General features: G+C 46.6%; 14 protein-coding genes. All 14 read left to right on the top strand.

Features of this window, described 5'->3' with window-relative positions; all coding sequences use genetic code 11:
• The first annotated feature begins 9 nt into the window (after positions 1 to 9).
• The 14 genes from CVV54_00155 (at position 10) to CVV54_00220 (ending at position 14,227) form a co-directional block, all read left to right on the top strand.
• Positions 10 to 573 (top strand): NUDIX hydrolase, encoded by a 564-nt coding sequence (locus CVV54_00155; protein ID PKL05278.1) that lies wholly within the window; start codon positions 10 to 12, stop codon positions 571 to 573.
• Positions 563 to 1,471: an integrase gene (locus tag CVV54_00160; protein PKL05279.1), complete on the top strand. Its 909-nt coding sequence runs from the start codon at positions 563 to 565 to the stop codon at positions 1,469 to 1,471. The genes CVV54_00155 and CVV54_00160 overlap by 11 nt, the downstream gene beginning before the upstream one ends.
• Positions 1,472 to 1,971: 500 nt before the next feature.
• Entirely contained in the window at positions 1,972 to 2,796 is an 825-nt protein-coding gene (locus tag CVV54_00165) for a purine-nucleoside phosphorylase (GenBank protein ID PKL05280.1), read from the top strand.
• Positions 2,793 to 4,100 carry a thymidine phosphorylase gene (locus tag CVV54_00170; protein PKL05281.1) on the top strand — a complete coding sequence of 436 codons (1,308 nt, stop codon included), beginning with the start codon at positions 2,793 to 2,795 and terminating at the stop codon, positions 4,098 to 4,100. Before CVV54_00165 ends, CVV54_00170 begins: the two co-directional genes overlap by 4 nt.
• A gap of 217 nt (positions 4,101 to 4,317) precedes the next feature.
• On the top strand, positions 4,318 to 4,938 hold the full coding sequence (tmk, locus tag CVV54_00175) for a dTMP kinase (GenBank protein ID PKL05282.1): 621 nt from the start codon (positions 4,318 to 4,320) through the stop codon (positions 4,936 to 4,938).
• Positions 4,805 to 5,671: a hypothetical protein gene (locus CVV54_00180; GenBank protein ID PKL05283.1), complete on the top strand. Its 867-nt coding sequence runs from the start codon at positions 4,805 to 4,807 to the stop codon at positions 5,669 to 5,671. The genes tmk and CVV54_00180 overlap by 134 nt, the downstream gene beginning before the upstream one ends.
• Positions 5,643 to 6,911, top strand: a complete 1,269-nt coding sequence (locus tag CVV54_00185) for a hypothetical protein (protein ID PKL05284.1) — start codon at positions 5,643 to 5,645, stop codon at positions 6,909 to 6,911. Before CVV54_00180 ends, CVV54_00185 begins: the two co-directional genes overlap by 29 nt.
• 11 nt (positions 6,912 to 6,922) lie before the next feature.
• Entirely contained in the window at positions 6,923 to 7,852 is a 930-nt protein-coding gene (locus CVV54_00190; GenBank protein PKL05285.1) for a signal recognition particle-docking protein FtsY, read from the top strand.
• Positions 7,845 to 8,408 carry a DUF4416 domain-containing protein gene (locus CVV54_00195; GenBank protein PKL05286.1) on the top strand — a complete coding sequence of 188 codons (564 nt, stop codon included), beginning with the start codon at positions 7,845 to 7,847 and terminating at the stop codon, positions 8,406 to 8,408. The genes CVV54_00190 and CVV54_00195 overlap by 8 nt, the downstream gene beginning before the upstream one ends.
• A gap of 11 nt (positions 8,409 to 8,419) precedes the next feature.
• The gene (locus CVV54_00200; GenBank protein ID PKL05287.1) at positions 8,420 to 9,736 is read left to right on the top strand and encodes an adenylosuccinate lyase; all 1,317 of its coding nucleotides are present in this window, start codon (positions 8,420 to 8,422) and stop codon (positions 9,734 to 9,736) included.
• A 26-nt stretch (positions 9,737 to 9,762) separates the two neighbouring features.
• Positions 9,763 to 10,773 (top strand): fructose-bisphosphatase class II, encoded by a 1,011-nt coding sequence (gene glpX, locus CVV54_00205; GenBank protein ID PKL05288.1) that lies wholly within the window; start codon positions 9,763 to 9,765, stop codon positions 10,771 to 10,773.
• Between the two features lie 301 nt (positions 10,774 to 11,074).
• Entirely contained in the window at positions 11,075 to 11,566 is a 492-nt protein-coding gene (locus tag CVV54_00210; protein ID PKL05289.1) for an NAD(P)H-dependent oxidoreductase subunit E, read from the top strand.
• On the top strand, positions 11,563 to 13,497 hold the full coding sequence (locus CVV54_00215) for an NADH-quinone oxidoreductase subunit F (protein ID PKL05290.1): 1,935 nt from the start codon (positions 11,563 to 11,565) through the stop codon (positions 13,495 to 13,497). Before CVV54_00210 ends, CVV54_00215 begins: the two co-directional genes overlap by 4 nt.
• Positions 13,490 to 14,227, top strand: coding sequence for a ferredoxin (locus CVV54_00220; GenBank protein PKL05291.1), 738 nt, complete (start codon positions 13,490 to 13,492; stop codon positions 14,225 to 14,227). Before CVV54_00215 ends, CVV54_00220 begins: the two co-directional genes overlap by 8 nt.
• Positions 14,228 to 14,410: the final 183 nt, after the last annotated feature.

A 14,410-nucleotide genomic window follows, 5' to 3' on the forward strand; every position in this document is an offset into this window, starting at 1 on the left:
TGGTAAGCTGTGGAAAGACCGCAAAGACATGCCTTGAGAAACATAATAAATACGGAAAACATCTACAAAGGCGCGATACTGGACCTGAATATCGACCGTGTACTTTTCCCTTCGGGCTGTGAAAAGATAAGGGAAGTAGTAAGGCATAAATCAGCAGTGACAGTCCTTCCTGTCCACTCTGACGGCAAAATCTCCCTGGTCCGTCAATATCGGCATGCCGTAGATGAGGATCTGTACGAGATCCCCGCCGGACTGATCGAACCTGGCGAAGCTCCCTCGGAGACAGCTGTAAGGGAGCTACAGGAAGAAATCGGTTATAAACCGGGCACCATAGAAAAAATATTTGAATTTTATACATCGCCCGGTTACTCTACAGAACGTATCATTTTCTTTTATGCAACAGACCTCACCCCCTCAAAACTTGCCGAAGACGACGATGAATATATAAAAGTATACGATTTTACCCTTGAAGAAATAAAAAGCATGATCAGATCAGGAGATATCAAAGACGGCAAGACTATAATGGCCTACTGCTGGTATACGACGAAAAAGGCAGAAGAAAATGCAATTTGAAGGTATTGATCATCCTATCTTTTTAAATGCATTAAGCAGGTTCGAGGATTACATCATGCTTGAGAGAGGATGCAGCGAAAACACACTGAAAGCCTATTCATCTGATCTCAAACAGTGGTATTTTTATTGCCAAAAGATGGAATTTGACCCGCTGGTCCTTAATTCGGACAATATTGCCAGATTTTTGAGAGAACAGTCTGCAAGGGGAATGTCAAAGAGCACCGTCCAAAGAAACGGAGCGGTATTAAATTCCTTTGCCAGATATCTTGTTTATGACGGTGTAACTGAAAATATGCCAATGCTCGACCCTCTCCCCGCAAGAGATAAAATTCTTCCCCAGATAATGACAGAAGGAGAGATACAGCGCCTTATAAATGCATGTGAGGACAACACACCTATCGGAAAAAGGGACAGGATTGCCATTGAACTCGCTTACGGTACAGGAATGAGGGCGTCAGAACTTTGCTCCCTGAAGCTTAAGGACATAGACAGAGGCGGAGGGCTTATCTTTACAAGAGGCAAAGGGGACAAGGAAAGATGTATACCCTATGTCGGCGGAGTAAGAAAAGTAGTTGATGAATACATAGACGAACACAGATCAAAACTTGATAAACTCAAACAGCCCTGGCTCCTTCTGACCAAATCCGGGAGAAAAATGCGAAGGGAGTTTCTCTGGAGGCTCCTAAGGAAAAGAGGTCTCATCGCTGGAATATCACCTTCACGTCTACATCCCCATGTATTGAGGCACACCTTTGCGACCCATCTTCTGAGAAAAGGAATGGATCAGAGGACTCTCCAGGAACTGCTCGGCCATTCTTCAATACTGACAACAGAAAAATATACTCACCTGGATCTTGAGATGAGAGATTTTTACGATAAATATTTTCCAAGAAGTTGAAATAGCGCTGCGGCTTAGATCATGCCACGTGAAGTTGCCGCAGGAGCGGGCGAGCAATAGGCAAGCGGTCGGCTAGCAATTGGCAAGTAATTGTTTCAGGACAAAGCTAAGCAATTGCTAAGCGGTCGCTAAGCGATTGTAGAACCTTAAGAACCGGTCACTCTCTTTCGTTCCCGCACGTATCGGGAATCAAGAGTCTTGTAACTTATGCCATTACTAGCATTTATAGATTTAAACAGAAGACACTGGATCCCGGCTCACGGCCAGAGAGCCAACGAGTTGCGAGTTGCGCGAATCGGCTGGTAGTTACACCAGGTGCATACCGGGAAGACAGGAAGAGAAGCATACCGGGATAACAGAATATGGAAGCATAGTTGGATAATGAGGTAAAATTTTATAAGGTTCTACAACTGCTCAGCAACTGCTTAGCCATCGCTCAGCAACTGCTCAGCCGATTTTAACGACTGCTTGCCGGTCTTTAAAACTAAGGAGTGAAGGATATGCTTTATTCAGAGAAAATGTCCGAGGCGATCAAATTCCTTTCAGCAAAGACAGGCCAAAAACCAGAGAGAGCAATAATACTTGGTTCCGGGCTTGGCAGCCTTGCGGAAAGCATAGAAGACCCTATAGTGATATCATATCAGGATATTCCATACTGGCCGAGGTCGACAGCTCCGGGGCATGCAGGAAAACTGATCTTCGGGACCCTTGAGGGCACACCTACAGTTATTATGCAGGGGAGGGTACATTATTACGAAGGATATACGATGGAAGAAGTCGTCTTCCCCGTAAGAGTACTTGGCGAACTTGGCATAAAGTCTTTGATAGTTACAAACGCGTCCGGCGGGATAAATACCGACATACCTCCCGGTGGTATAGTAGCTATCCAGGATCACATCAATCTTATGGGCACGAATCCCCTTATCGGAGAGAACGATGATGATATGGGACCGCGTTTTCCCGACATGACCGAGGCATACGACAGGGAATATATCCAAAAACTTGAGGCTGCTGCGGAAAAAGAAAACATTAGTCTTAATAAGGGTACATATATTGCTTTTTCAGGCCCATCATTCGAGACCCCTGCAGAAATAAGGATGGCCGAAGCCCTCGGAGCCGACATCGTCGGCATGTCGACAGTCCCTGAAGTTATCACTGCAAACCACATGGGGATAAGGGTATGCGGCATATCCTGTGTTGCGAACGCCGCGGCAGGCATATCCAAAAACAAGCTCACCCATCAGGAAGTCCTTGATACAATGAAAAACAGCTCTGCTTCAATATGCAGGCTGATATCCGCCTTTCTGAGGGAGATCAGCGAATGACCTTCAACGTTATCGAATTCATAGAAAAGAAAAGGGACGGACTGAGACACTCGGAGAAAGAACTGCAGGCTTTTATAAATACAGTTATGCTTGGTGGAATCCCGGATTATCAGATCTCTGCCTGGCTGATGGCCGCTTTTCTGAACGGGCTGGACGATGATGAACTGATGCATTTCACACAGGCACTTGCTCATTCAGGGGAGACTCTGAACTACCCGCCGGAGGAGAGGATCATAGACAAGCACAGCACGGGCGGAGTAGGAGACAAAACCACCCTTGTCCTTATCCCTCTTGTTGCTGCCTGCGGTTCCAGGATCTCGAAGCTAAGCGGTCCCGGCCTTGGATATACCGGGGGAACTATAGACAAGCTTGAGTCGATCCCGGGAATGAATATGCACCTAACCGAAACTGAGTTCAGAGATCAGGTCAACAGCATCGGATGTGCTATCTCCGGCCATTCTCACAAGCTTGCGCCTGCTGAAGGAAAATTTTACAAACTTAGGGACGTAACAGGGACTGTCCCCTCGATCCCTCTGATAACAGCCAGCATTGTCAGCAAGAAACTGGCCGGCGGAGCTTACGGTTATCTTTTCGATGTCAAGTGCGGAAGCGGTGCCTTTATGAAAGACATCGGTGAGGCCAGAAAGCTGGCACAAAAACTTGTCGATATTTCCAAAAAGCTGGGAAAGGTATGCGTCTCGGTCATTACTGATATGGAACAGCCTCTTGGCGAGTGGGTGGGAAATTCAGCGGAAGTCTGTGAGGCGATAGAGGTCCTTTCCGGAAAGGGGCCGTCGGATACCCGTGAACTCTGCTTAACTCTTGCGGCTTACATGTTAAATATGTCAGGCAGGGCAAACACATTCGAGGAAGGTTTAAAGATCTCTTCAAAAGCCCTTGATGACGGATCAGCCCTTAAAAAATTTGAAGAGCTGATAATCGCGCAAAAGGGAGACAGCGCAGTGATAAGCGAACCTGAAAAGGTACTCCCAAAAGCATCTTCAACTTATGATATAAGGTCAGACAGAGATGGATATCTCTCAAAACTTGACGCCCTTCTTGTTGGGGAAGGACTAAGGGCATTGGGCGGAGGCAGGCTTACCCAGGAGGATACGATCGATCCGTCTGTAGCGATCCGTCTGCTCCACAAGGTCGGAGACAAGATGTCCGAAGATGATGTTCTTCTGAAGATATACTATAATCAGGAAAAACAGCTCCGGGAATCTCTCCCTTATGTTGAAAAATGCTGGAAAGTAAGCGACAGCGCCGAGATAAGAAAGCTTATAATTGACACGGTGCGTTAATTCGAAGTTGAAATTAATGGCTGTTTCTGCTAATCTACGACAGTCCACATGGAGGCGAGTTTCAGCTGGTGCTGGGCCCGGACTTCAAATCCGGTGGGGGTCGGTAACGCCGGTCCCGGTGTGTTCGATTCGCACACGCCTCCGCCATGTATATTATGCCCTGCACTCAGTGCGGGGCTTTTTGTGTTATTATAAATTCTCGTAAGGGTGGGATATTATGTTTATAACCTTTGAGGGAATAGACGGTTCAGGAAAATCGACTCAGGCATCTTTATTCTGGAAATGGCTGGTCGAAGATAAAAAACGTGATGCCCTCCTTACCAGAGAACCTGGAGGATGGCCCGGCGGTGATGTGCTTCGCGAGATCGTGATCAGCGGAAAACTGAAACACGACTGGAGCGAGGCTTACTTGTTCATGCTTGACAGGGCAGAACACATTGCTTCTGTAATACAGCCCGCCATTGACTCAGGCAGGGACATAGTCTGCGAAAGGTACCACGATTCGACCCTTGCATATCAGATATGGGGCAGGGGACTGCCTCTTGAGATATTTGACGAACTTGCAAGGTTATCAGCTTTCCCTGTACCAGACCTTACCATCCTCTTCGACATAACTCCCGTGAGTGCTTTGAAGAGGGCAAAGTCAAGGGGAGACCTGGATTCGTTCGAGAGTGAAGGAGTATCCTTCATGACGAAAATTCGTGATGGATATCTTGCCCTTTCGAAACGTGACCCTAAAAGATGGATCGTTATTGAATGCGCTGAAAAGAACACTGCTGAGATTTTTGAAGAGATCACAAGATCTGTCATCTCAAGGGGGCTCTTCTGTGATCAATGACGCCATCTCTATCCTTGAGTCTTCACAGGGATGGAAAGACATAACTTCTGCTGTAGGAATGAAAAGGTGTCCGCAGTCGGTGGCTGTTGCTCTTCCTGAGATAATGCAGAAAATGTTTGTAGAGAATTACGGCAGGCTGATACTTGGCGATAGTCCTGTCTGGAAAGAAGGAAGCCACCCTGATCTTATACATGCCGGCAAACACCTTGTCCCTCCTTCAATTGACGAATGCAGGACCCTGCAGGGGGAACTCGCACTCCATCCTCTGGTATCAGACAGAAGGATGGCAGTAATATGGTGTGCGGAGAAACTCTCTCTTGAGGCTTCAAACAGCCTCCTGAAACTTACGGAGGAACCTCCTGAACATGGTTGTATCCTGTTTGTTTCTGATGAAGATAAACTTATACCTACGATAAAAAGCCGGGTATGGTCTGTTCGTATTGAATTGCCGGTAGAAATTGCACAAGCAAAGCCGTACCCGCTTTCTGACGAAGAATGGGCAGAATGGATAGCCTCAGGAAGAAAAAAGGATCCTGAGATATTATATCTTGAGATAGGAAGCTGGATAAGGGATCTTTCGGAAAAAGGAAAATTCAGAGAGGCGGCAGACCTTGATTCCCTTGTACGGCTGATGGGATCAAAGAGGCTTTCTGTGCCGATGATACAGGATCTGACCTACATGGTCATAAAGGAGGGTGTTCCCTGTGAACAAATATTTAGCAATTTACGGTAAGCCAAGGTATCTTGGCATTTTAGAATACAGTACCGAAGAGCCTATCGCGAAAGGCGAGACAGTAGTGGCAGAATCACACAGGGGAGAGGAACTGGCAGTAATAGCAGGCATTTTGACCCCTGAGCAGGAGGCCGAATACAGACTTCTGAGAAACGCTGCAGAACATGGGGATTCTGCATCCAAGACAGCGGAACCGCTTGTCACAGATCTTACTTTCATATCCTTTGCATCTGATGAGGATATTGAGACAGGCGACCTCTACAGGGAAGAAGAAAAGGGCATCCTGAAAAGTGCTATTGAGTTACTCAAACCGCACGAGCTGGAAATGAAACTGATCGACGTTGAGTTCTTACGGCACAGAAGGAAGCTGTTTTTTTATTTTTCTTCTGAACAAAGGGTGGATTTCAGGGCATACGTCCGTGATCTTGCAAGGGAGTTCAAAACAAGGATAGAACTCAGGCAGATAGGCGTTCGTGATGAAGCCAAAATCATCAAGGGCATAGGACCTTGCGGTCAGCCGTGCTGCTGCAGCTACTGGCTCAACCAGTTCGCTCCCATATGCATAAAAATGGTCAAGGAACAAAACCTTGCCCTTAACCCTGCAAAGATTTCGGGCATTTGCGGCAGGCTGATGTGCTGCATGTGCTATGAACACAATGTTTACAGGGAACTGTGGGAAAAACTTCCAAATCCGGGCACAAAAATAAAGACCCCGAACGGGAACGTCGTCGTATCAGGAGTTGAAATACACACAAACAGCGTCCGGTGCTACGTGCCTTCAAGAGGAGAGATAAAGATCCCTATCGAGAAGTTTGATGAATTCAAGGAGACTGTCGTCTCCGGCAAGGACTGGATAATAGCAGGTGAAACGGAAGATGTCGCACAGCCCAGGTCAAGCATGAAACTGCCTGAAAGTTATGCCGGCACTGATACAAAAGTTCGCAGGGGAAAAGATGACGGCAGGAAAGAAAAGAGAAAAGAGAAAGAAGATAAAGATCAGACTCCTTCCGTAGAAGGCAAAACTTTCAAAAAGAAGAGAAGACCGCGAAAGCTTCCTGCAGGACTTAAAGATCAGCCAAAAGAGGCAGTAAATAAGGAAAGCATCAAAAAACCACCTGTCTCACCAATAAAAGAAAAAGAGGGCGAAAAAACAGAAACTGTGAAACAAAAACCACGACGCCCCAGGCGGAGAAGATCCGGAGCAAAAAAATCTGAAAGACCCGCCGTTGTTGAGGAATAGGAGGCAAGCAATTGGATCTTTTTAAAAACCTGGCAAATAAGCTTAAAAATACAGGAAATAAATGGACACAGGGCATATCGAACCTATTTTCAGATGAACCGATATCTGATGTATTCTGGGATGATCTGGAAGAATTGCTGATCCTTGGTGATGTTGGGATAGACCTTACGGAAACACTGATAAAGAGGCTCAAACAAAGGGCAATAGACGAGAGAATATCAAAGACATCTGAGCTTAGGGCAGTTTTTTCTAAGTTACTTATAGACCAGCTCCAGGAAGTTAAAGGAATGGGAGCCCCGCTGGACGTAAGCAGCAAACCGGCGGTAATACTAATGATCGGCGTTAACGGAAGCGGAAAAACGACGACTGCGGGAAAGCTTGCTGCGCAGTTTAAAAAAGAAGGAAAAAAGGTCCTGCTCGCTGCTGCCGATACATTCAGAGCGGCAGCTATCGAACAGCTCAAGGCATGGGGCGAAAGGACCGATGTCCGCGTTATAGCACAAAGTCAGGACAGCGATCCTGCGGCTGTGGTCTTTGACGCTATAATGGCGGCAAAGGCAGGCAGCTACGATGTTATCATTGCAGATACTGCCGGAAGGCTCCACACAAAATCCAACCTCATGGAAGAGCTTGCCAAAGTCTACAGGATAGTTAAACGCGAAATACCTGAAGGACCCGCAGAAGCGTTAATAGTCCTTGACGCTGTAACGGGTCAGAACGGTTTCATGCAGGCTGAGACTTTCAGTAAAGTTATGCCGGTGACAGGAGTTGTCCTTACAAAATTCGACAATACATCGAAGGGCGGAATAATACTCGCAATCGCCGAAAAACTCAGGATGCCGATCAGGTATGTTGGGTTGGGCGAGGGAGTCGACGACCTTCAGCTCTTTGACCCAAAGACCTTCATAGAGACACTCCTCGACGTAGAAAACCATGACTGATCAGGAATGCGGCAGGAGTGAAAGGAAAGATAGACATCCAAGAGATCCCCTTGTAAAAAAGATCGTAGCGCTTCTGGTCCCCAGGGGAGAAATGGATATATTCAACAACGCGAGGGAACTCCTTTTTGATGCATGGGGAGAACCTGAGCGCATGAGTCCCTTAATACCGTTCACATGGACTAATTATTATGAAGATATCGCTCCGGAACTCGACAGGTGTTTCTTTTCTTATCCCGGCCTTTTCAACATGTCAGACCTTCCCGACTGGAAGATCCTGACATGCAGTCTTGAAAAGGCGACCGGATCAACAAGAAGGGTGAACCTTGACCCGGGGACAATTGACGGAGCAAGATTGCTGCTTGCTTCAACGAAAGGTCAGGCACACAGGATATACCTCAGGGACGGTATTTTTGCAGAGGTCACACTTTGCAGAAGGAAGGGCAGATGGGAAAGCTTTTTCTATACCTTCCCTGACTTTAAAAGCGGAGCTTATTTTGAATGGCTTGAAACAGTGCGCGAAGACTGGAAAAAAGAAAAGAAAAGCGTTGATTTATAGGGGGTATTTAAATGATAGAACGTTACGAAACTCCAGAGATAAAGGCGATCTGGAACGACAAGAACCGTTTCCAAAAATGGCTTGATGTTGAACTTGCAGTATGTAAGGCCTGGAACGAGGCAGGAAAGATACCTGATGAAGACTACAGGAATATCGTTGAAAAAGCCTCTTTCAGCGTTGAGAGGATACGCGAGATAGAAGAGGTTACACAGCATGACGTCATCGCATTTGTTTCGAGCGTTGCCGAATGCATAGGAGAGTCAGGCCGCTATGTCCACCTTGGGCTGACAAGCAGCGATGTGATCGATACAGCCTCCTCTCTCCTTCTTTCAGAGAGCATGAAAACTGTGCTGGATGCACTTTATGCCCTTCATAAAATGATCGGAGAAAAGGCCTTGGAGTACAAGATGACACCTTGTGCGGGAAGGACTCATGGCATACATGCAGAGCCAACGACCTTTGGCCTTAAAATGCTCAACCACTACGCTGAGATAGGTCGGGATATAGAGAGGATCACTCAGACCAAGAAAGAGATGATGGTAGGCGGCCTCTCCGGAGCAGTTGGTACTTATGCCAACTGCCCTCCCTCGATAGAAGCAAGGACCTGCGAACTTCTCGGGCTTAACGTAGATCCGGTATCGACCCAGGTTATCCAGAGGGACAGGCACGCCCGCATCGTAACCGACCTTGCTATTTGCGGAGCATCGCTGGAAAGACTGGCTTTGGAGGTACGTCATCTTCAAAGGACTGAGGTTCTGGAGGCCCTTGAACCTTTCAAAAAAGGTCAGAAAGGGTCGTCTGCAATGCCTCACAAGAAAAACCCCATACTAAGTGAAAGGGTATGCGGAATGGCCAGACTTCTGAGAGGCTATACTATTCCCGCCATTGAAAATATAGCCCTCTGGCATGAACGTGACATCAGCCATTCTTCTGTTGAAAGGGTAATGTGGCCTGATGTCTTTCACCTGATACTTTACATGACCAAGACAATGACAAAAATTATAAATGGAATTACTGTAAATAAACAAAATATGAAAAATAACATAGATATTACGAAAGGCCTTCTTTTCTCAGGCAGGATACTGATTGCACTTGTAGAAAGAGAAGGAATTAGCAGAGAAGAGGCATACACAATAGCACAAAGCAATGCAATGAGGTGCTGGAACGAAAAAGTACCTCTTCTTGAGCTGCTCAAAAATGACCCAAGGATCAAGAAAATGAGTGAGAGTGAGCTGGAATCTTTATTTGATTTGGAGTATTATCTTAAACATATAGAAGAGGTCTTCAACAGATTTCCTGAACTGGAGGAGAACTCGACTATAAAATAATACATAATAATATGGAGGATTTGCAAATGGCTGCTCCAGACAGAAACATGGCTCTCGAAATGGTTCGTGCTACGGAAGCTGCGGCTATGGCCGCTGGACGGTGGATGGGACGCGGGGATAAGAACGGAGTTGACGGTGCCGCAGTTAATGCGATGCGTTTCATGCTCAACAACGTCAACATGGACGGTCAGGTCGTTATCGGCGAAGGGGAGAAAGACGAAGCTCCAATGCTTTTTAACGGAGAAAAACTTGGTACGGGATGTGATCCACAGGTCGACATCGCAGTAGACCCGATCGACGGGACCCGTCTTACTGCACAGGGCCTTCCGAACGCAGTCAGCGTAGTCGCATTTGCAGAGCGTGGTTCTATGTTTGACCCACAGCATATTTTCTATATGGACAAGATAGCAACCGGTCCCTTTGCGGCACATGCGATCAACATTGACGCCTCTCCGTCGGACAACATCAGAGCGGTCGCAAGAGCGTTAAGAAAATCTGTTGAAGACGTAACCGTAATAATCCTCGACAGGCCAAGGCACGAAGAACTTATTAAAGAGATCCGTTCTATGCATGCCCGTATCAGGCTTATACCTGACGGTGACGTAGCAGGCGCCCTCTCAACATGCAAGCCGAATGCCGGTATCGACCTCCTCATGGGGGTCGGAGGATCTCCCGAAGCCGTTATCACAGCATGCGCCGTAAAGTGTGTCGGCGGAAACATGCAGTGCAAACTTTGGCCGCGCAACGACGAAGAGAGAGAAAAGTGCAAAGAGAAGGGAATGGACATCAACAAAGTCCTTCATTTAAACGACCTTGTAGCGTGCGACAATGTATTCTTCGCTGCTACCGGCGTAACTGACGGAGACTGGCTCAAGGGCGTACGTTACTCCGGAGATGTCGTACACACATCCTCACTTGTCATGAGGGCAAAGAGCGGAACTATCCGTTACATAGACGCAATACACAATGTGCAGAAACTGGATGAGATAAGCGGCATAAAATATGGAGCACAGTCCAACGCAGTTTCATTCCTGTAATATCTGACATATAGATCAGACGGTCCTTACTTTAAGGCAGCTTCTTCGCTCTAAGCGATTATTAGCTGCCTTTTTTGTTATCTTTAGAATAAATAACGGACAACGATATCCATTATTTAATATGTTGACATTCAATATGTCGATTGTTTCTAAAAGATATTCACAGATCATAATATTTACTTTGATATTACGATTTGTTTTTTAAATTTCAACAAATTTACAGCAGTTACATTGTTAAAATTATTTGAATATTGCGGCTTGACTTTCAATGAGCCAGTGCTAATCTTTATACGTAAGTTAAATGATCCACATACGCGAGGGGGCGGTCTTTTTGGGGGAGATCGATCGAATCGCTGAGATTTTGCATAAACATAAGCAAGATCCCAGATATTTGCTTGCAATTCTTCTCGATATCCAGGAATCAGAAAACTGCATTTCAATTGAAGCTATGCGTGCCGCTGCAGAGTACCTTGGCGTTTCCGAAAGCCGTGTATTTGCTGTTGTTACTTTCTATCGCACTCTGAGCCAGAAGAAAAAAGGACGCAGAATAATTAGAGTCTGTACAGGAACAGCATGTCACCTGCGCGGTTCTGCCGCAGTTCTTCAGGAACTTGAAAAACAGCTTGCCATCAAGATAGGCGGAGTTACAGAAGACGGCGAATATACTCTTGAAACAGTTAACTGTGTCGGTGCCTGCGCGCTTGCGCCGGTCATAACATCCGGCGAAAATTCTTTTGGCAGGATGGACCCATCCAAAGCAGCAGAGCTTCTGGCAAAGGGGGCTTTTGCATGAGATTTGATACTCTTTCTGATTTGAAAAATTACAAAAATAAGATTTCACAAAAGCAAGATAAGAGGAAAGAGATCTGGATATGCGGAGGCCCGGGATGTGTTGCAAACGGCAGCATTATTCTTGCTGAAGAATTTGCCAAAGCTTTAGGCAAAAAAGCATCTTCTGATGAGAGCCCATCATTCTGGCACAGCATCAAAGTCCTTATACGACCTGAAGAAAATGAAAAAGAAAAATTGATCAGGACAGGTATCACAGGCTGCATGGGACCATGCGAGAATGGTCCTATCGTGCATATCGAACCTGGCGGGCTATATTATCAGAAAGTAACAATTGATGACATTGAGGGTATCCTTGGATCAATAAAGGAGAACATTCCTTATAAGGCTAAAGCGATGTCCGGACATGACGGTAAGCCTGCTGAAGTTCCTTCTGCAGAAAATATACCTTTCCTTGCAAAACAGAAAAAACTTGTTCTTGGCAAAATGACTGCTATGTCCCCGCTTGACCTCGAAGATTACATTGCCCACGGCGGATATTCAGGTCTCATAAAATCATTAGATTCGATGACCCCCGAGGAAGTTTGCAACGAAGTTAAAGTCTCGGGACTAAGAGGCAGAGGCGGCGGCGGTTTCCCGACAGGAGTAAAGTGGGAATCCTGTCGTAATTCAGCTTCAGAGATGCGCTATGTGCTTGTCAACGGTGACGAGGGTGACCCGGGTGCATTTATGGACAGGGCGCTTATGGAGGGTGATCCCTATTCTGTTATAGAGGGACTTACCATCGGTGCCTACGCGATCGGTTCCAGCGAAGGCATCATATATGTAAGGCATGAATATCCGCTGGCTGTCAAGAGGCTTGCAAACGCGATAAAAAACCTCGAAGAAGCCGGACTGCTCGGTACAAACATACTCGGCACAGGTTTTGATTTTCATGTTGAGATCTGCAAAGGCGGAGGAGCTTTTGTCTGCGGCGAGTCTACTGCACTCATGACCTCTATAGAGGGAAAGCCGGGTGTCCCCAGGGTCAAGTACATAAGATCTACAGAAAGGGGCCTCTGGGAGTCTCCTACAGTGCTCAACAACGTAGAAACATGGGCAAACGTGCCCCATATCATTACAAACGGTTCAGAATGGTTCAGGAGTATTGGATCTGAAAACAATTCAGGCACGAAGGTTTTCGCCATTGTAGGCAAAGTCAAAAATACTGGACTTGTCGAGGTGCCAATGGGAACAACACTGAGGCAGATAATTTACGATATAGGCGGAGGAGTAGCCCAAAATCGTCCTTTCAAAGCCGTCCAGACTGGGGGACCATCAGGCGGATGCCTTCCTGCCTCGATGCTTGACACCCCGGTAGACTTCGACAGCCTCACAGAGGCAGGGTCGATGATGGGTTCGGGCGGCATGATAGTAATGGACGACAGGACCTGTATGGTAGATATAGCCCGTTATTTCATCGATTTCCTTGTTGGAGAATCATGCGGCAAATGTGTTCCCTGCAGAGAAGGCCTGAAAAAAATGCAGATGATCCTGCACGACCTGACAAGCGGAAAAGGCCGGGAGGGCGATACTAAGGCACTCGAAGATCTTGCCGAGGGAATCTCAGACACCTCTCTTTGTGCATTGGGGCAGTCTGCAGCAAATCCGGTACTGTCTACAATCAAATATTTTAAAGAGGAATATATTGAGCACGAAAAGGAGCATTTTTGCAGATCAGGAGTTTGCCCCGGAATGTTCAGGGTGACGATCGATGAAGAGAAATGTAAGAGTTGCGGCTTATGCTCTAAAAATTGTCCTGCAGACACGATAGAAAAACTTGACAATGGTAAGTACCGCATTAAACAGGATGGCTGCATAAAGTGCGGAGCATGTTTTGAGGTATGTCCATTCTCCTCTGTGGAAATAGTAAAAGAGGTGAGCAAAGATGATTGATATAACTATAAACGGGATACCAATTAAAGTTGAAAAAGGGGCAACGATCCTTCATGCGGCCCAGGAAAGCAACATCGATATCCCCACCCTCTGCAACCACGAAGGATTGGTGCCCGATGGCAACTGCAGGATATGTTCTGTAGAAATAGATGACAGGGGAAGCAAAAAGATAGTAGCATCTTGTATGTTCCCTATCACAAGGAGCATATCTGTAGAGACTGAGACAGAGAGAGTACAAAGGGCCAGAAATACAGTCCTTCAGCTTCTAATAAACAGAAACCCAAAATCACCTATCATCCAGCAGCTGTGTGATAAATACGGTGTGATACGCGAGGAGAGGTTTGCCTTGGAGCCTGATCTCTGCATCAGGTGCGGTCGCTGCGTCAGGGCATGCGAAGCTAACGGGACTAAGGCGATAGAGCTTGTTGACAGAGGTTTTGACCGGCATGTAGCGCCCCCGTACGAACTTGAGACCGACGCCTGCATAGGCTGCCTTTCATGTGCGACAGTATGTCCGACCGGAAAAATTACCTACGAAGAATCGCCGGGAAAGAGAACAATATGGCACAAAGATTTTGATGTTCTTCAGTGTAAGAGGTGTGGCATTTACTTTGCTACAAAAGAGATGCTCGACTGGGCAGGCAGGCCTGAAAATGACCGGGATTACTGTGATCACTGCCAGAAGTACATTGAAAGCGTAAAGTTCTTAACAGAGTCTCAAAAGAAATAACAGCCCCATTAATATTCGTCCTTCGACCCGGCGTATCTCACGCAGAAACTCCGGGCATTGGGCAGCAGGAGCGATCCCGCCGCCTGCCGATTAGCAAAGAAGGAGGCCCTGAGCGGGTCTCCTTTTGTCTTTACAACACCCGTAAGATGCGGGAATCACAAAAAGTACAGGGAGGAATGTGGC

This window comes from Synergistetes bacterium HGW-Synergistetes-1 (assembly GCA_002839185.1).
Taxonomy (GTDB): Bacteria; Synergistota; Synergistia; order Synergistales; family Synergistaceae; genus Caenicola.

Excerpts from the sequence above, each read along its gene's own strand:
- CVV54_00220 (PKL05291.1), top strand. The coding sequence starts at position 13,490 with ATGATTGATATAACTATAAACGGGATACCAATTAAAGTTGAAAAAGGG.
- CVV54_00165 (PKL05280.1), top strand. The coding sequence starts at position 1,972 with ATGCTTTATTCAGAGAAAATGTCCGAGGCGATCAAATTCCTTTCAGCA.
- CVV54_00195 (PKL05286.1), top strand. The coding sequence starts at position 7,845 with ATGACTGATCAGGAATGCGGCAGGAGTGAAAGGAAAGATAGACATCCA.
- CVV54_00215 (PKL05290.1), top strand. The coding sequence starts at position 11,563 with ATGAGATTTGATACTCTTTCTGATTTGAAAAATTACAAAAATAAGATT.
- CVV54_00200 (PKL05287.1), top strand. The coding sequence starts at position 8,420 with ATGATAGAACGTTACGAAACTCCAGAGATAAAGGCGATCTGGAACGAC.
- CVV54_00170 (PKL05281.1), top strand. The coding sequence starts at position 2,793 with ATGACCTTCAACGTTATCGAATTCATAGAAAAGAAAAGGGACGGACTG.
- tmk (PKL05282.1), top strand. The coding sequence starts at position 4,318 with ATGTTTATAACCTTTGAGGGAATAGACGGTTCAGGAAAATCGACTCAG.
- CVV54_00210 (PKL05289.1), top strand. The coding sequence starts at position 11,075 with ATGATCCACATACGCGAGGGGGCGGTCTTTTTGGGGGAGATCGATCGA.
- glpX (PKL05288.1), top strand. The coding sequence starts at position 9,763 with ATGGCTGCTCCAGACAGAAACATGGCTCTCGAAATGGTTCGTGCTACG.
- CVV54_00180 (PKL05283.1), top strand. The coding sequence starts at position 4,805 with ATGGATATCTTGCCCTTTCGAAACGTGACCCTAAAAGATGGATCGTTA.
- CVV54_00160 (PKL05279.1), top strand. The coding sequence starts at position 563 with ATGCAATTTGAAGGTATTGATCATCCTATCTTTTTAAATGCATTAAGC.